Source organism: Bacillus cereus group sp. MYBK139-1 (assembly GCF_051916915.1).
Lineage (GTDB): Bacteria > Bacillota > Bacilli > Bacillales > Bacillaceae_G > Bacillus_A > Bacillus_A pacificus.
Window position 1 is genome coordinate 98,659 of the sequence record NZ_JBQAHO010000003.1, and the last position, 18,490, is coordinate 117,148.

Genomic DNA, 18,490 nt, shown 5'->3' on the forward strand with positions numbered 1-18,490 from the left:
TCCCACTTCTTCCTAATTATCGCTGTAAAATTGCGTGTTTCGCCTCTTTTAACTGCGTAAGATGTCTTTGTTCATGCAAATCAAGAAATTGAACCCACTGATACAAATTCAAATCATTAAAAACAGGATGCTTTAATCCATTTTCAAATAGATCTTTTTCATCTAAGACACTATGAAGCGTGTGTAATAGTTCTTGTCGTGAATGTTCTAGTAATTGAATTCCTTGCTGTTTTTTCATTAGCGTTTCTGTTGGTTTCATTTGCTGAGGAGCTTCTCGTTTATGTGTGCGATCCAGCGTAAGTTGGAGGTCTTTAAATGGAGTCGTGTTTCTTTCATTTTTTTGTAAGGCATATGCAAGGGCAGACGTGACAGATTGTTCAACTAAATGCAAGTGATGCAAAATTTGAATAATACTCCATTTATCACGACGTGGCTTTACATTCACTTCTGTATCATTTAACATTTCAATTTCTGATAATAGCGTGCTTCGGGTAGACTGTAATGAGTTCACCAAACTTTCTAAACTCACATCCATATTAGATTGAAGCATACTTCTTTCCCCCCTTTTGTTGGTGAAAAGAGGTGCTCCTTATTAGAAACACCTCTTCAGTATTCTGAATTTTCTTTTATTATCTCATCATTTTCTCATTATGTCGATGTTAAACATGTGAAAAAAAGCGCATGTTTTTTACAATTTTGTGTCGTCAATTGCTTGTAGCCATGCTTCAATTTCTGTAATAACACTTTTCACACAGCCTTCAGCAAATGGTGATGTTAAATTTGCAACTTCTACTAATTCCAAGAATGATTTACTTCCACCTTGTTGGCACAGATTCACATAGTCTTCCCACGCCTCTTGTCTATTATCTCTTGCACGTTTCCAAAATTGCAGTGCGCAAATTTGTGCTAACGTGTAGTCAATATAGTAGAACGGCGAGCTATAAATATGCCCTTGACGTTGCCAGAATCCACCGCGCTCTAAATAATCATTATCTTCATAATCACGATGCGGTAAATACTTTTTCTCTATATTACGCCATGCTGTCTTACGCTCTTCTGGTGATGCTTCAGGATTTTCATATACATAATGTTGATATTCATCAACAGATACACCATACGGTAAAAACAGAAGTGCTGAACTTAAGTGAGAGAAGTAATATTTATCTGCATCTTCTTCAAAGAATAACTTCATCCATGGCCATGTGAAGAATTCCATACTCATAGAGTGAATTTCACACGCTTCATATGTTGGCCAATTATACTCTGGAATTTCAAATTTACGACTTTCATATACTTGAAAAGCATGGCCTGCTTCATGTGTTAATACGTCAATATCACCAGATGTTCCGTTAAAGTTTGAGAAAATAAATGGGGCTTTATAATTCTCAATATATGTACAATATCCACCGCCAGCTTTTCCTTTTTTCGCAACTAAATCTAATAAATCATTATCTAACATGAAATTGAAAAATTCATCTGTTTCAGCCGATAACTCTTTATACATCGTTTTCCCATGATTAACAATCCAATTCGCATCTCCTTTTGGAGTTGGGTTACCTGTTGGAAATTCAAAGTTTTCGTCGTAATACGCTAACTTCTCTACACCGATACGCGCTTGTTGACGTTTTCTTAATTCCGTTGTAACGGGAACGATATAATCTAGCACTTGCTGACGATAATTCGCTACCATTTCTGCATTATAATCTGTACGGTACATTCTTGCATATCCAAGTTCAACAAAGTTTTTGAAACCTAAAGATTTGGCGATTTTCGTTCTCACTTTAACAAGCTCGTCATAAATACGATCTAACTCTTCTTCATTCTCAGCTAAAAATCCGTAATACGCCTCACTTGCTGCTTTACGTTCACTTCTCTCTTTCCCTTGCATAAATGGAATAAGCTGTGATAACGTTCTTTCTTCTCCTGCAAAATCAATTTTTGCAGATGCTAATAATTGTGTATATTGTGAAGACAATTTATTCTCTAATTGTAAATCCTTCACAACTTCATCAGAATATGTTTTTAAATCACACTCCGCAAGAGCAAATAATTGCTTCCCATAATACGCTTCTAATTCTTCACGGAATGGAGAATGAATTAACGCATTATAATACTTTGTACCATATCCTTGTACAACTGGAGAGAATTCATCAAAGAAATCTTGCTCTTCCTTATAAAAAGCATCTGTTGTATCAACAGAATGACGAATGTAACAAAGATTCCCCATTGTACCAAAATCGTTACGAATTTCGTTAATTGAATGAATGACTTGTTTTTGTTCCTCTACAGTTTTTGCGTTATCAAACCTCTCTAAAGCAGCTGTAAACTTCTCTTTTAATTCTTCAATATTTGGCCTTTTATATTCATAGTCTTTAAATGACATGAACGAGCCTCCTCTCCATTATATGCATCCTTACTATAATTCAATGCTTACTTCCAAATCTCCTCTTATTCTTCAGCAAAATACGGCATATACTGCCATCATTACATGTAAACAAAAAAGCTTTGGATTTCTTTATCCAAAGCTCCTTTGGAACATATTATTACTTTTCATACTTTCCAATCTTTTTTAATAGATCAAGTAATTCGTCCTTTTCCTCTTTCGTTAACATTTCAAAAGACTGATGAATAACTTGCTCATGCCCTGGAAAAATAGAAGCAATAAAGTTCTCTCCAGATTCAGTTAATTGTGCATAAATAACACGTCTGTCATTCGGGCACGGAATTCTCTTTACTAGTCCCTTTTTCTCTAACTTATCTACAACATATGTAATGCTGCCACTAGCTATTAAAATACGCTCACCAATTTGCTGAAGTGGTTGACCGCCTTTATGATATAGCAGTTCTAATACAGCAAACTCAGTTGGATTTAAACCGTTACTTTGTATAGACTTATTTGTAGTATCCATAACAGAACGATGTACACGAGATAATGCAATAAATACTTTTAAAGATTGAGAAATATCTTCTCGTTCATTATTTGATGTCATACAACTTTCAACCCTTCACTTAAATTCTCAGTAATAAAAAGAACAAAATAGTACTTCATATAAATTCCGAATGAGTATTCACTCATTCATTACCTCTCCCCAAATATATTATGAATGATTCTTGAATAAAAACATGACAATTTTAACATAGTTTATATATAATGATAATAAAAAAGAAGGAGTACCAAATTTGAAATTCAAATTCCACAGCATAGTTTTATATATATTGCTTGTTATCCTACCAACAATAGGGATTGGTGCTACATTTTATTCATATCATTCGTATAAAATGAAACAAGAAAATAAACAAGTTGCCCATACGGTTCTCTTTTTATATAGAGACTATTTAGATCACCACCTTGGTGAAGCAATTTCTGCCCTAGAAATGCTCGCAAAGGTCGTAGGAACCGAGACTGGAAATATTAATGGGATGAAAGAAATTGTACATGATACAGATGGAAACGATGCACGTTTTTCTGGTCTATATTACGCTACACCAGAAGGTATCATTACAATCGCATCGGAAGGTGACCGACCACCTGTTGATGTCTCAGATCGTAAATATATTCAAAACGCATTACAAACTAAGAAAACAACTGTATCATCCGTCATTACAGATCGTGTTCTTGGCCATCAAGCTATTATGATTGCTTCCCCCATTTTTAATAAACAGAAGGAGCTCTCAGGCTTATTGTTAGCAAGTTTACGCTTTGACTACATTTCATCATCTTTAAATGCCATTAAGCCACAATACCATTTTGAAGTAACTGATAAGTATGATGTAGTTTTTCTAACCGATGATAATAACGAAACAAGTGATGCGCATTCTAATATGCTTACTACTCCACTCCAAAGATTAGATTGGAAGGTCTCTGTTTCTCCGTTACCTATTCATCAAAAAACTTTAAACCAGTGGGTTGCCGTAGAATGTATAGCTACTTTATTTTTAATGTCAATTTTATTTTTACTCGCTCAATATATGTTGTTAAAACGACAAACAAAACTGGAAAGACAACAAAATGAACTACAAAAAATTGAATTAGTTGGAACTTTTGCAGCTAGTACAGCCCACGAAATCCGTAATCCACTTACCGGAATTAAAGGGCTCGTCGCTCTATTAAAAGAGAAATATAAAGATGAACAAGATCAGTTCTATTTTTCCATCATCGAACAAGAAATAGAACGAATTAATGAAATTGTAAGTGAATTCCTTATTCTTGGAAAGCCAACTGCAATCATTGAACAAACATATGATGTGAGAACCATTCTAAATGAGGTAGCATTAATTATTCAATCTGAGGCGAATCTACATAATATTGTATTCCATTTACATTTGCCAGACCGTCCTGTTCACATCCGGTGCTCAAAAGACCATATGAAACAAGTGGTTTTAAACATTACAAAAAATGCAATTGAAGCTATGACTTCTGGCGATACACTAACTATTTTCGTAACAAACAATGAAACACACGCACAATTGCAAATTATAGATACTGGAAAAGGGATTCCAAAACATATTCAAAAACACCTCTTTCATCCGTTCTTTACTAATAAAGATACTGGAACAGGTCTTGGACTTGTCATATGTAAACGAATTGTAGAGATGTACAACGGGCATATTTTTATTAACAGTATAGAAAACGAAGGAACGACAGTTCATATCGAAATTCCGTTACACATAGTATAATTATCCTTATCCCTAAAGGGTAATTATACTTATTTCATAAAACCAGCCACAAGCATTCGCCAAAAATTACTTGATTTCCCTTCATACCCAATTTGAAAAATAGGTACCTTTATAATTGATAACCATTTTGGTGTTTGTTTTTCTTTATAACGCTGGTACTGTAAAATAAGCTTGTCCAATTCTTGACTCACTTGAATCGTCTCCATACTATTTAACCCACTCGTTAAACCTAATTGAATCATCTCTTCACGTTTCATATGAATATCACGTGAAAGCTTTTCTAATGTGTACTTCCTTTTTACAGTAAACATTCATATCCCCCTTATTATACTTCCATGCTCTCTACTTTACTTCTCCATTGAACTTTTAACCACTTAATCATATTTGAATTTGAAGAATCAGAAAATTTAACATTTTCTCCCTGTAATTTACAAATCTTTACCCTCACTTTGAGAATTATTACAAATTATTCTATCTTTGTAAATACATTCGCAATAATAGACAATTTTTTCATCTTCTTTTTTTACAAACACCAATTAAATAGGGGATTCTCTATTTTCCATATACTTTTCTTCGACATTTTTTGTTTAATTTATATAAAAACGCAAACCATAATGATGATTGATAATATAGAAAGGAAATATTTATATGCGCAAATATACGATTGCATTGCTTATTTTGACTATGTTCTTACCATCCTTCTTGTTTCCTGTTGAGGCCAAGGCTCATACAAATAAAGTAGCTATTGTCATTGATGACTTCGGCAATAATATGAAAGGAACTGATAAAATGTTATCACTTCCTATTCCACTAACTGTTGCTGTTATGCCCTTTCTTCCTTCCACAAAGGAAGATGCGATAGCGGCTCATAAGAAAGGACACGAAGTTATTATACATATGCCAATGGAACCGATTAAAGGTAAAAAAGAATGGCTTGGACCAAAAGCAATTACAACTGATTTAAGCGACGAAGAAATAAACAACCGACTCGAACAAGCGATTCAAGAAGTGCCACATGCAATTGGGATGAATAATCATATGGGATCAAAAGTGACTGCAGACGAAAGAATTGTACGACTTATACTTGCAGCTTGTAAAAAACACGGTTTATTTTATTTAGATAGCAAAACAAATCCTAAAAGTGTCGTCCCAAAAATCGGGAAAGAATTAGGAGTGCCAATTATTGAAAATCAATTATTTTTTGATGACGTATACACAGCGGCACATATTTCAAAACAAGCCCAATTACTCATTAAAAAACTTCAAGAAAAACCGATTATGGTAGCTATCGGACATGTTGGGCCTCCAGGTGAAATTACATCACGTGTTATAGAAACCTCTATTCCTAAAATTCGTGAACATGCAGATTTTATTTTTTTATCCGATTTAGCATTATCTCCGCCTCCTGTTTCAAAATAAAATTCATGACTCAAACTAAAAAAAGAGAGCAATCTGCATATAGCAAATTGCTCCCTTTCCTTTTCATCTTAAATATAATCTACATGACTCACCCTGAATCCTTTTTTCTCTATTTTTTCGATTAATTGCTTTAATCTTTTTTCATTTAACTCATCTGTTATATTGACAATAACGCGGCGAATATATTGATCGCCGTTATCTAGCGTAAATAGTCCACCGATATGAAATGCTTTCAACAATGTCCCAAGTTCTTTAATCGTTCCCTTACAATCTTGTGTTGCAATCGTTAATATATAACCACCCGTCCGCATACCAAATGAATCCTCAATAACATCAAATATATTGGAATGAGTTAAGATGCCAACAAATTCATTATAATCATTTAGTACAGCTAAAAACGGCAAACGACGAATAACATAAAATGCTCTGAAAAAAGAGTCCTTTTCAAAAATAAATGCAGCGGAATCTTCTAGCATATGTTCCGTACTTAATTCCTCTAATCCACCATTACACTTCTTTTCTAAAAGATCCACTTTATAAATAATCCCCATGAATTTCTTTTCATCTTCTGCTAATACAGGGATTGCTCGAAATCCCGTTTCATTCATAATTTGCAGAGCCTTCTTACCTGAATCGTTCATTTTGCAAAATGTTACTTGCTGTTTTGGCAGAAAATGATATTTAACTCGCAAAATATGTTCCTCCTTACATGTCAACATGTAATCTATATATAATAAGGAGACCTATATTTTATGAGTAAAATTATTTTTTAAAACGCTTTCATTCATTTGTGGATTTGTAACGAAATCACAAACATTTCATATAACAGAACTCTTTGCACCTTTTATCATTAACAATTTTACATGGTAGTTCATTAAATATTCTATACCCTCCAACCATTTTTTCGCGTATTCTGGAGTTTTTCCCCACACAATCATGCCATAATTATGAACGAGAACTACTCCTCCACCTTCACTAAAATTCGGCACATTATTTTCTAATAAATCAGCGAATTTTTTCTCATCTTCTACAATGGGAATTGTCATTTCTGTTATACCTTCTTTTCCAAAAACACGTTCCACGCTACGTTTATCGAATGTTACTTCCCCTTTTTCTCCATACAACTCTGATATTAAATGACTATCTACAGTCTGTACTTGTAAAATACATTCTGCACTACTTTTTTTATAAATATCTGCATGCATAAATGATTCCGCAGCTGGTTTTTCTTCATTTTCAAATACTGGTTCACACATACAGTTTACAACAATAAAATCTTCTTCTGAAAATAACCCTTTATCTCTTCCTTCAACGTTTACTAAAAAAGTTAACGGCTCTTTTGACGTACAAAGTGATAAGCTAATTTTTGTACCATAAAACCAATCACGAAGTGCTAGTTCAGATTTCACATCTTTTAATTCATTCCATTTCTTTAGAAAAAATAACATTTCGTCACCCCCGGCGTAATATTCATATAATGTTCGAATCCTTTCTATGTAAAAGGAGTATTTTTTGATTATTCTAAAAATTTAATTGAATTATCACATGAGAACGCCTTTTTGTCAATATAGTTTCACGTCTCTTCTTTAAAAAGGGCTATTCATATGTCTATACTCCTGTATATTGACTATTTCATTTTATACATAAAAAATACGTTATTCTTTTTCAATCAAAGAATAACGTATTTTCTCATCTTTTATTTCATTATTGCGTTATATAAGAACTGTGCATATTGTTCACGTGTTACAAAATCATCACCTAAAAAGTTTCCTTTTCCATCACCTTTTGATATGTTATTGTCCGCTAACGCTTTCACATATCCTTCTGCCCAATGACCAGTTGATACATCATTAAAGTTCACTTTATTATTTTCATCTTCTTTTAGCTGAAATACTTTATATAATACTACAGACATTTCGTATCGAGTTAATACTCCATCTGGACGAAACTCCCTAGTGCCATCTCCTTGCATAATTCCAGCTTGCGCAACTGTAGCAATATCTTGCTCAAACATATGTCCTTTCGTATCTGTAAATCTCTCTTTCTGCTCTACTTTATTTTCTAATTTCAAATACCTTTGTACTAAAGACGCAACTTGTCCACGAGTAATACGATCCCCAAATCCAAATTGTCCATTTCCATACCCCTTGAAAATATTTTCTTTCGCTAAATAATGAATTGCTTCCTCTGACCAATGTCCTTTCGGTACATCTTTAAATTCTACTACTCCTACTTTTTCATCTTCTTTAGAATTATTGTCTTCTTTAGAAGTATTATCTCCTTTACTTTCTAACACATTTTGAATCACAGATCCTGTGAAGAAGATTCCTGTATCCGCAAATGGATCTTTTACACCAAATTCATATACTTTCTCACCTGGTGTACTCCACTTAACTACATCATTACTATACGTACCACCTTCGCTCTTTAAACGAATTTTTGTAGAAATTTTACCATCTTTCTCGTATATAGGTACTTTTATTTCTTTATTTACTTCTGTTTCCTCTAAAAATACTTTTTGATTTTGAACATTGATATAGGCTGTTTTACTTAGTTCTATAACTGGTCGAACATCACGAATTTCATTTGCAACAAAACTTAAGAATACTAACTTTTTCAAATTGCTAGCTGGTGTTAAGTCTGAAATATAATTCGCTTCTAAATCAAGCTTTTGTAATTTTACTAGACTTGATAATGGAGTAATATCCTTTAACTCATTGTTAGGTAAGTGTAATTGTTTTAACTGTGTCATCTTACTTAGAGGAGTAACATCTTTTATTTCATTTTTCCCGATCCACAATTCTTCTAATTGCTTCATTTGCTCAATACCGGATAAATCTTTTACTTTATTACGTGTTAATACTAAGTCTTTTAAAGGTAATGAATATAACGGTTTAATATCTTCAATTTGATTACCTGCTAAAGTTAAGTATGTTACATTTTTCAACGCGCTTAATGGCGCAACATTCGTAATTTTATTATTTGCTAAATTCAAGTAATCTAGTTGTTCCATTTTCGCTAATGCTGTTACATCTTCTATTTGGTTGCCTGATAAATATAAACTTTTTACATTTTTCATTTCAATTAGTGGTGCAACGTTCGTAATTTTATTATTACTTAAATCAAGAGAATCTAAATTATCCATCTTAACAAGTGGTGTTACATCTGAAAATTCATTACCACGTAAAGCTAAATGTTTCAATTGTTTTAGGCTCGTAAAGAATGATGGATCTTTTATCTTCGCATTCGCAACTGTTAAAGATTTTAAATTTGGCATATATTTTAATGCACTATAATCCAGTATCTCATTCGTATTTAAAAACAAGTCCTTTACTTGTAATAACTCTTCTTTCGTGATTGGTGTATTTAAATCTTTTCTATTAAATACTTTTTTATTAACAAGCTCTCTTAATTTGTTATCTGTTATCATATTTTGATTATCAACTGGATTATCCGTTTCCGTATTGCCTGAATTAGAGTTATCATCTGGTTTCTCTGTTTCTTTGTCACCTACAGTTGGATCTTTAATTTCAAATTGAACTTGATATTTGTGATCATATCCAATAGCCGGAATAAGTATATGCATTTGCATATTGTGCTTCTTCTCAAACTCGCCAATTTCAAATTGAACTACTTTCGTTCCATTCTTCCTCTTATCTTCTGACAAAACTTTTACATCATGAAATACGCCAGGTTGGTTGTTATCCTCTATTCTAAGGTATTGAAAATAATCGCTATCTTGCATTGTTACAGTTACAAGTTTTTTTCCGTCCGCAATCGTTACTTTAGGATCTTTTATATATTGAGAAACCATAGATGGCTCGTCTTTTTGGTCCTTATATATTTTAATCTCAGTATCGTATGTACGTTCACTAGCTGCCGCTACCGATTGGTTTGCTTCAATTTTTATTGCTGCTAACGCTGGAGTAGAGTATGCAGCAAATGGAATTGCTAATGTTGTCGCTACTACTAGCGCCTTCATATAATTTTTTTTCAAAATAATGTCCCCTATCATATATAATATTTATAATTGATAACGTTTATCAATCACTTACAAATAAATGATAATGAATATCATTATCATTGTCAATGAGAATATTACATTAAACTTATATTTGTAAAGGTAAAAAATAAAAAAAGCCCTGTATTCAAAGAGCTTTTTTACCTATCGTATGAAGAATTTCATTTTTTTCCTTCTCATTGATGACACCAATTTTTTGCAAAATATTTGCATACAAGACAAGTTTATTATATATCCGTTCTGACATACTTTCCCTTCTTTCCTTCGACCAACTTTTTTTGTATTGGTAAATTATATGAAAGAGATGGGAAAATGTGTCCACTTTTTTTGCATAAATACAAATCTTTTATCCCGCTATTTGCAAGCAGTAAAACTCCCACCTCACAATCAGGTGGGAGTTCCACGTATTTAACAAATTGTCCATTGAATATTATGCCTTTTAACTTCCTCTTCAAAACTATAGGGCATTTTCTTATCACAAATTACATGTTGAATGCGCGAAAACGCTGCTATTCGGTAATTTCCTTTTACGCCTACCTTTGTATGATCACATAAAATATATGTTTTCTCTGCTAATTTCATCATCGCTTCTGACAGTTTCGCCTTTTCTAATTCAAAACTAGAAACTCCAAAACCAGGTAATAATCCATCAATCGAAACAAATGCTTTATGAAAATGAAATTGCTGGATGACTTGCTGCGAAATAGATCCTGATACGCGTGAATGTTTTGGAGATACTTTTCCACCAATAAATAAAACTTCACCGTGAAACATCTTTTTATTAATAGAAGAAATTAATTGTGTCGCTACTGGAAATGAACTTGTTACAATCGTTAAATTTTTGCGATGTACAAGATATGGTACCATTTGAAGTGGTGTACTTCCGTCATCAATCGCAATAACATCTCCATCTTCTACAAATGTTGCTGCTTTATACCCAATTCGCTTCTTCTCTTCTATATGTAGCATCTCTCGTTCTAACATTGGTGCCTCTATTCCAGCTCCCGGAAGTTGGACTGCTCCACCATACACTTTCTTCAACTTCTTTTCACGATCTAATTCTTCTAAATAACGACGAATCGTCTCTGTTGATACAGCAAACTCTCTCGCTAATTCTGAAACCTTTACCTTCCCTTTAAACTCTACCTTCTCAAGAATGGTTCGCTTTCTTTCTTCACCTACTACAGACATAACCTCACCCCATTGATTTCTACCTCATACACTGCCTTACCTATACAAAGTTATAACTTTCCTTTTCAACGAAAACTTCCTCGTGAATATGAATACCACGCTTTTTTAGTTCATCAAAAATAATTTGTGGTTTGACAAAAGCTTCCTCGGGTGTCACAACACCAACTTTATTTACATTCCCTTTTGCGATTAACTCTGTAGCAATCCCAAATGGAATACCGACGTTTCTCGTATAAGCTCTTAATTTTTCCCATCCTACAACAGATCCATCAGATAACGGGTGTGTATGATATAATACGCGTCTTTGTTTCTCATTATTTTTCATACCTATTACTTCTACATGAAGTGCATAACCGTAAATCTCTGTTTCTTGTCCTTCTTTCGATTGCAATAAATACTTCGAAATACAATCCATTATACCGATTTCTTTTCCATTTATTTCAACTGGATCATTACGCAATATACCGTAATCATACAATGCACGTACGAGCTGCATATTTTGCTTTGGCCAAGTTCCTCTCGTCTCTATTAGTTTAACGCCTTTATTTTCTAATGCTTTTGCTAACGTAATCGTTTCAGAATGCGGTATGATATACTGCGTTGCCTTACCATAAGGCGCCGGTAATTCAATTTCTCTTGGACGCGCAAACGGAGGCACTTGCTTAAACTCACCATCTTCATACACTGTACGCGATGGCAAATGTGGATCATATTCATATGTCGTTGTTTCTGTAATGGATGCAGAAAAAGCAATGGGACGATATGAACCATGACTTACACGAACTGACTCTACAGTATGTAACTGATTTGCTGCATGCATCGCCATCATTTGCGTTACACCTGGTGTCATACCAAACCCAGGTAAACATGTTTTTCCATTTTGAACAAATATAGAATGCGAATCATTTTCTTCACCAAATCCATTTAAATTCACACCGTGACAACCTGCTTCTGCAATACATCGAGTAGATAATCCATTTAACTTAATTGTTGTACCATCCATTACAATGTCATAGCCCTTCATTTTTGCAACCGTATCCTCATGATTCGTTACATCTACTTTCACAAAATCAACGCGAGGATCGTTGAGCCATTCTACTACTTTAAGCCCCTCTTCTTCGTTAAAATCAGCTACCGTAATCGTCTCAAAAGATGAAAATTGCACTAAATCTAAAATTGCTTCACGACAAATTTTTCCTGCTCCACCTAAGCAAAATACTTTCAACCTATAACAACTCCTTTAGCGATACTATCAACTAAGCGATTAATATCTGCCTCATGTACATCACCGATATTTCCAATGCGGAATGTATCTACTTTTGAAATTTTCCCTGGATATATAACAAATCCATCACGCTTTAATTCATTGTATAATTGCTCAAAATCAAACCATTCTTCTGGATAAATGAAAGATGTAATAATAGGCGATTGATATTTTTCATCTACTAGTGGCTTAAATCCGATTTCTCTCATTCGATTCACTAATAATTTTTGATTGTTATCATATCGATTGTAACGTGCTTTTACTCCGCCCTCTTTTTCTAATTCAAGTAGTGCTTGGTAAAAAGCGTGTACAACATGTGTAGGTGATGTAAAACGCCATTTTCCATTTTGATTTTCCATCGTTTCCCATTGATCGTATAAGTCTAAAGATAATGAACGTGCCTGCCCTTTACATTTCAACAATTCATCGCGCTTTGCAATAACAAATCCGAACCCTGGAACCCCTTGAATACATTTATTCGCACTACTAATTAGAAAGTCAATTTGCAACTCAGCGATATCTATTTCAATACCACCAAAACTACTCATTGCATCAACTAGTGTTACTTTTCCGTATTGCTTCCCTAATTTACATACGTCTACAATTGGATTAATAATGCCTGTCGTTGTTTCACAATGAACAGCTGCAATATGTGTAATCTCTTTATCTTGTTGTAATATCTTTTCTACTTCTACAATATTAGTAGGCTCCCACTCTTCTGTTTGACTGATCACCACATCTATATGTAACATCTCTGCCATTTGTACAATTCGCTTACCGTACGCACCATTTGTACAAACAAGCAACTTTCCATTTTTAGGAATAACAGAACCAATTACTGCTTCAACTGAAAACGTACCGCTTCCTTGCATAAGAACAGTCGTATATTTCTCTTCTTCCTTCGTTGCTAACGATACAAGTTTAGCTCTTACATCTTGCACCATTGTGTTATATTCAACATCCCAAGTACACCAATCGTATAGCATAACTTCTTTTACTGTTTGTGTTGTCGTTAATGGTCCTGGCGTTAATAATAAGTAGTGATTTTCAGTCATGATCCTCTTCCCCTTTTATGAAATAATAAGTTGTTGTTTCTCAATATGTTCCATTACGGTTTCAAGTTCTTGCATCGTTTCCATCGTAAAGTGCGCTCCATTTTCAACAAAGCGATTACGAACTACTTCTATTTTTTCACGAAGCTCTACTGGATCCATATTCTCCACTTCCTCTTCACTTAAGCCGAGTTCGCTACTACCGAGAATTACACCCACTGTCCACATACCAGCATTTCTTCCCTCTTTCATATCTGATACCGTGTCTCCAATTTTTATCATATGATTCATCGGGTATACACCAAGTTCCATCGCATTTTTATAGCACATCCACGGATATGGACGCCCAGCAGGAACATCATCTGGTGTTACAATAAAATCAGGTTTATATCCTTGTAGTGCTGCTTCTTTTGCTACAATGTCCATCATCTCTCTCGTATAACCAGTCGTTGAACCAATTTTAATTCCTCTTTCGCGCAAAGAAGCAATCACTTCCTTTACTCCATGAATTGGCGACGCATAGCGCGGTAAAATAGTGAAGAGAATCTCTTCAAATTCTTCATACATCTCCTGAATGTCTGTTTCTGTTGGTAATTGTCCGAAAACGCGATTCCACTCACTCGCAATACGAGGCATTTCTGTTAGCGCCCTTACATGATCAATTTTTAATAATCCCATTGGTTTACGGGCTTCTTCTGCTGTAATTTCAACACCGCGTTTATGGAAGATCTGCATAAATACTTCCAGTGGTGCAAAACATCCGTAATCAACTGTCGTACCTGCCCAATCAAAAATAACTGCTTCTATTTTCATACAATCCATCACCCTTCTTATTTATCCCGCGTTAACGGGCAGTAAGACTTCCCCCTCAAAATTCGGCTGGAGCAAAAAAGTTAAGTGGGAGATCAACTGCCCGTTAACGCCCGATTGGTTCAACTAATAATCAGTGTGGGAGGAACACCCCCACTGATTAAAGTTTCACTTTATCTTTTTTGCCATTGTGAAGTTCGGTTCCGAAGTGCTTTCGTTCCCCATTCATATACAACTCTTACTACAATATTTGTAACAACAATAAGTACACTCATTGCAGCTGCTGGCGCTACATTTCCTGCATCGTCCATATTTACGATTGATACGGCCGCTAGTTTAAAATCAGCTGCATATAAGAATACAACCGCTGACACAGTTACCATCGAATTTACGAAATAGTACATGACCATTTCTAAAATTGCTGGTAAGCACATTGGTACCGTTACTTTAAAGAATGTTTTATAAAACGGAATGCCCATCGACTGCGAAACAAGCTCAAACTCTCGGTCTAATTTCTTTAAAGCAGTCGTTGCCGTAACAAATGTTACAGAATAAAAATGAATGATATTGACTAGTACTAACACAGCGATTGTTCCGTATAAAGAATGAAACGGATTCGTTACTGATAATCCAAGTATTTGAATCGTTGGTTGACTAAAGAAAAAGACGTATCCCAATCCAAGTACTAGACCTGGGATTGCTAAAGGTACGATTGAGAAAAAATAGCCTGTTTTTCGGAAAAACTTTAGCTGATTTATTTTTTCAATCGCATATGCGAACATAAATGTTAAAATTGCTCCAATAACTGCTGTTACCGCTGATACAATTACACTATTTTTAAATGCTTCAAGTCCATCTCCTGTTAAACTCGAAAAATTAAAATGTTCAAATGTAAAACTCATATTATATGGCCATACTTTCACACTTGCCGCAATACCAACTGCCACAAATAAAAGAATAATCATAAGTGTAATCACACTACAATATGTGAACGAGGCTACATCTCTTTTCTTATTAGCAGTTATTCTATATGGCACTGCTTTTGAAGATAAGAAATTTGCCTGCTTTCTTTGTGTAACACGATCAACTGCAAACGCAAATATAGCTGGGATTAATAAAATCATTCCGACAGTTGCCCCCATCGGCATATTTTGTTGTCCAATTACTTGTTTGTATACATCAGTAGCAAGTACATTATATTGCCCACCAACAATTTTTGGTGCGCCAAAATCAGTAAAACTAAGTGTAAACACAACAAACATCGCACTAATTAATCCATACTTTACACTAGGTAAAGTAACAGTGAGAAATTGCTTTATTTTACTCGCTCCCAACATATTAGAAGCTTCGTATAAACGATAATCAGAACCTTGGAAAGCAATTAATAATATAAGAAATGCTTGCGGAAATGTATACATGACTTCAGCCATTACAATTCCTACTGGTCCATATAAAGGGATTTGTATGCCTTCAAATAAACCAAACATCCCTTTCGTTACTAATCCTTGATTACCAAATAAATATGTAAGTGCGATACCATGCATCATCGTTGGTGCGAATAATGGTAACAACGCGACATATTGAAATACACGCTTTCCAAATACATTCGTACGAGCGATTGCATAGGCGTAAGCGAAAGCAAGTGCCACGGCAATAATTGTTGTCACGCCCGAAATCCATATCGTATTTTGTAATGATTGAACTAATGTTGGGGTTGTGAAATATTTACTGAAATTCGCAACACCAATGAAAACTCCATCTTTATCATAAAAAGCTTGTGTAAACAATTGTAATAGTGGCAATACAAGCATAATCAAAAAAGCAAGAATCATACCAATAATTAATAGTCTTTGTACCCACTCTTCTTTACCGATACGTCTCTTAATCTTTTTTTTCGTACTTTCTACCTTTAAATTTTCTAACATCTCCATCTATACAACAACCTTCTTTCCATATGACAACATATGATTTTCCGAGAAAGAGATTTGAATCGGCGTTCCTTTCCTAATAACTGTTTTTTCTACTTCTGATGCCAATATATCTACAACGATTTTCTCATTATATAGATGCGTTTTCTCATCTATAACGCGCACTTCTGTCCGATATACAGATCCGCGAAACTCCATGCTTTCTACAATTGTTTTCATACCATTATTTTGTACGACTGTTACATGTTCCGGACGAATTGCATATTCTTCGTTATTTTTCGAAAAGAAATTAATAGAACCAATAAAATCTGCCACAAACGGATTGGCTGGTCTTTGGTAAATCTCTTCTGGTGTGCCAATCTGCATAATTTCCGCATGATTCATTACAACAATTTTATCAGCCATCGTTAATGCCTCTTCTTGATCATGCGTGACCATAATAGTTGTCACTCCTACTTTTTCTTGCAAATCACGCATTTCTCTACGTAACTTTTCACGTACTTTTGCATCTAAAGCAGATAACGGCTCATCGAGTAACAAAATATCCGGAGACAGAGCGAGTGCACGTGCAAGTGCTACTCGCTGCTGTTGTCCACCAGACATTTGAGCAGGATATTTATCTTTTACATTCAGTAAATCAACTAGTTCTAACGCCGATAGCGCCTTTTCTTTTACTTCTGCTTTTCCATACTTTTTTGTCTTTAAGCCGTATTCAATGTTTTCAAGTGCTGTTAAATTCGGAAATAACGCATAGGATTGAAACACCATTCCGAAATTCCTCTTTCCAGGAGGTAATGCTGTAATATCTTTTCCATTCACAGCTATACTACCTGTTGTCGCCTCTTCTAGCCCTGCTAAAATTCGAAGCAATGTTGTTTTCCCACAACCACTTGGGCCTAATAAACATACAAACTCATTTTTTTTCACAGTAAAAGAAATATCTTTTAACGCTGTAAATGCATCAAACTGTTTTTGAATGTGTTGAATTGATAAATATTCGCTCATTTTTTCTCTCTCCCACTCACTTACTTTTTCGGTTCTGCTTTTTGGCCAAACTCTTTTTCCCATTTTTCTAAAATTTTGTCACGATTTTCTGCTGCCCACTTAAAGTCGTTCTTTTTGTATAACTTTTCCGTCACATCTTTAGGGAATCCATCTGGAAGTTTATAATCATTTTTAATTGTCGCAAATCCATTTTTCTCGAAGTATAACTTCATTACATCATCAGTAATTGCCCAATCTAAAAATGCTTGCGCTAATTTTTCATTTTTTGCATTATCTTTTTTAATAAGTGCGTTCGCTTCTACTTCCCAACCTAATCCTTCTTTTGGCAATACAACTTCAACTGGTGCACCTTTTTGTTTCTCTTTCAAAGCACTATAAACCATCGATACACCAACTGGATATTCACCCGCACCCGCTAATTTCGCTGGTTTTGAACCTGAATGAGTATAAGTTGCCATATTATCATGAAGTTTCTTCATGTAATCCCAACCTTTATCTTCACCCATAATTTGTAACCATGCAGAAACTGTTAAAAATCCTGTTCCAGAAGATGCTGGATGTGGCATAACAAGCGTTCCTTTATACTCTGGTTTCGTTAAGTCTTCGTATGATTCTGGCATCGGTAAATTTTTCTTCTTTAATTCTTCTTTATTTATAGCAATCCCCGTCATAAATGCAGTATTTCCTACCCATTTTTCTGGTTGTTTATCATCTTTAAATTGCGGTAAAACGCGATCCGCTCCTTTTGGAGAGTATCCTTTTAACATATCTTTTTTATCTAAAGCTAATAGACTTGAAGCTGCAGTTCCCCATACAACATCTGCTTGTGTATTTTTTCCTTCAGCTAGCAATTTCGCTGTAATAACTCCAGTTGAATCACGAACAATATTCAGCTTCACATCTGGGTATTTCTTTTTAAAAGAATCAAGATAAATTGGTACAAGTTCTTCTTCAATTGCTGTGTAAACAGTTAATGATCCAGATAATTTATCATCTTTTACTTTTGCCCCAGCACTTCCTTCTTTCTTTGCACCACACCCCATTAATAACGAAAATACCATTCCAGTTGCTACAGCTTTAAAGATTGTTTTTTTCACTATCTCTCTCTCCTTTTACAAATCTT

16 protein-coding genes are annotated in these 18,490 nt (G+C 34.5%); 2 read left to right on the top strand and 14 right to left on the bottom strand.

Features of this window, described 5'->3' with window-relative positions; genetic code table 11:
- Nucleotides 1-16 precede the first annotated feature (16 nt).
- The 3 genes from ACTFRS_RS17550 to ACTFRS_RS17560 form a co-directional block, all read right to left on the bottom strand.
- Nucleotides 17-550 carry a DinB family protein gene (locus ACTFRS_RS17550; protein ID WP_000941965.1) on the bottom strand — a complete coding sequence of 178 codons (534 nt, stop codon included), beginning with the start codon at nucleotides 548-550 and terminating at the stop codon, nucleotides 17-19.
- 138 nt (nucleotides 551-688) lie between these two features.
- Nucleotides 689-2,383: a M3 family oligoendopeptidase gene (locus ACTFRS_RS17555; RefSeq protein WP_139869669.1), complete on the bottom strand. Its 1,695-nt coding sequence runs from the start codon at nucleotides 2,381-2,383 to the stop codon at nucleotides 689-691.
- A gap of 160 nt (nucleotides 2,384-2,543) precedes the next feature.
- Complete coding sequence (locus ACTFRS_RS17560; protein WP_000203340.1) at nucleotides 2,544-2,990, bottom strand: MarR family winged helix-turn-helix transcriptional regulator; 447 nt, start codon at nucleotides 2,988-2,990, stop codon at nucleotides 2,544-2,546.
- A 190-nt stretch (nucleotides 2,991-3,180) separates the two neighbouring features.
- Here ACTFRS_RS17560 and ACTFRS_RS17565 point away from each other — a divergent pair, with 190 nt between their 5' ends.
- Complete coding sequence (locus tag ACTFRS_RS17565) at nucleotides 3,181-4,677, top strand: DUF3149 domain-containing protein (RefSeq protein ID WP_242294217.1); 1,497 nt, start codon at nucleotides 3,181-3,183, stop codon at nucleotides 4,675-4,677.
- 29 nt (nucleotides 4,678-4,706) lie between these two features.
- Here the strand turns inward: ACTFRS_RS17565 and ACTFRS_RS17570 are convergent, their stop codons facing one another.
- Nucleotides 4,707-4,988 (bottom strand): aspartyl-phosphate phosphatase Spo0E family protein, encoded by a 282-nt coding sequence (locus tag ACTFRS_RS17570; RefSeq protein ID WP_000495533.1) that lies wholly within the window; start codon nucleotides 4,986-4,988, stop codon nucleotides 4,707-4,709.
- Nucleotides 4,989-5,325: 337 nt separating this feature from the next.
- Here ACTFRS_RS17570 and ACTFRS_RS17575 point away from each other — a divergent pair, with 337 nt between their 5' ends.
- Nucleotides 5,326-6,096 carry a divergent polysaccharide deacetylase family protein gene (locus ACTFRS_RS17575; RefSeq protein ID WP_001234123.1) on the top strand — a complete coding sequence of 257 codons (771 nt, stop codon included), beginning with the start codon at nucleotides 5,326-5,328 and terminating at the stop codon, nucleotides 6,094-6,096.
- Between the two features lie 68 nt (nucleotides 6,097-6,164).
- On the opposite strand, the gene cbpA is transcribed toward ACTFRS_RS17575, so the two are convergent.
- The 10 genes from cbpA to ACTFRS_RS17625 form a co-directional block, all read right to left on the bottom strand.
- On the bottom strand, nucleotides 6,165-6,788 hold the full coding sequence (gene cbpA / locus ACTFRS_RS17580) for a cyclic di-AMP binding protein CbpA (protein ID WP_001264217.1): 624 nt from the start codon (nucleotides 6,786-6,788) through the stop codon (nucleotides 6,165-6,167).
- 126 nt (nucleotides 6,789-6,914) lie between these two features.
- Nucleotides 6,915-7,544, bottom strand: a complete 630-nt coding sequence (locus ACTFRS_RS17585) for a class II aldolase/adducin family protein (RefSeq protein ID WP_000895997.1) — start codon at nucleotides 7,542-7,544, stop codon at nucleotides 6,915-6,917.
- Nucleotides 7,545-7,792: 248 nt separating this feature from the next.
- Nucleotides 7,793-10,111, bottom strand: a complete 2,319-nt coding sequence (locus ACTFRS_RS17590) for an NEAT domain-containing leucine-rich repeat protein (RefSeq protein WP_440023556.1) — start codon at nucleotides 10,109-10,111, stop codon at nucleotides 7,793-7,795.
- A gap of 414 nt (nucleotides 10,112-10,525) precedes the next feature.
- A complete protein-coding gene (locus tag ACTFRS_RS17595; protein ID WP_000117662.1) occupies nucleotides 10,526-11,308 on the bottom strand; it encodes a DeoR/GlpR family DNA-binding transcription regulator in 783 nt (260 codons plus the stop codon).
- A gap of 40 nt (nucleotides 11,309-11,348) precedes the next feature.
- Nucleotides 11,349-12,533: a saccharopine dehydrogenase family protein gene (locus tag ACTFRS_RS17600; protein WP_242294413.1), complete on the bottom strand. Its 1,185-nt coding sequence runs from the start codon at nucleotides 12,531-12,533 to the stop codon at nucleotides 11,349-11,351.
- Nucleotides 12,530-13,627, bottom strand: coding sequence for a 2-aminoethylphosphonate--pyruvate transaminase (gene phnW / locus ACTFRS_RS17605; RefSeq protein WP_139869674.1), 1,098 nt, complete (start codon nucleotides 13,625-13,627; stop codon nucleotides 12,530-12,532). The genes ACTFRS_RS17600 and phnW overlap by 4 nt, the downstream gene beginning before the upstream one ends.
- Nucleotides 13,628-13,642: 15 nt before the next feature.
- Nucleotides 13,643-14,437 carry a phosphonoacetaldehyde hydrolase gene (phnX, locus tag ACTFRS_RS17610; protein ID WP_139869675.1) on the bottom strand — a complete coding sequence of 265 codons (795 nt, stop codon included), beginning with the start codon at nucleotides 14,435-14,437 and terminating at the stop codon, nucleotides 13,643-13,645.
- 170 nt (nucleotides 14,438-14,607) lie between these two features.
- Entirely contained in the window at nucleotides 14,608-16,365 is a 1,758-nt protein-coding gene (locus ACTFRS_RS17615) for a putative 2-aminoethylphosphonate ABC transporter permease subunit (protein WP_440023553.1), read from the bottom strand.
- Nucleotides 16,366-17,367, bottom strand: a complete 1,002-nt coding sequence (locus ACTFRS_RS17620; protein ID WP_139869677.1) for a putative 2-aminoethylphosphonate ABC transporter ATP-binding protein — start codon at nucleotides 17,365-17,367, stop codon at nucleotides 16,366-16,368.
- A 20-nt stretch (nucleotides 17,368-17,387) separates the two neighbouring features.
- The gene (locus ACTFRS_RS17625) at nucleotides 17,388-18,464 is read right to left on the bottom strand and encodes a putative 2-aminoethylphosphonate ABC transporter substrate-binding protein (RefSeq protein ID WP_440023551.1); all 1,077 of its coding nucleotides are present in this window, start codon (nucleotides 18,462-18,464) and stop codon (nucleotides 17,388-17,390) included.
- Nucleotides 18,465-18,490 lie beyond the last annotated feature (26 nt).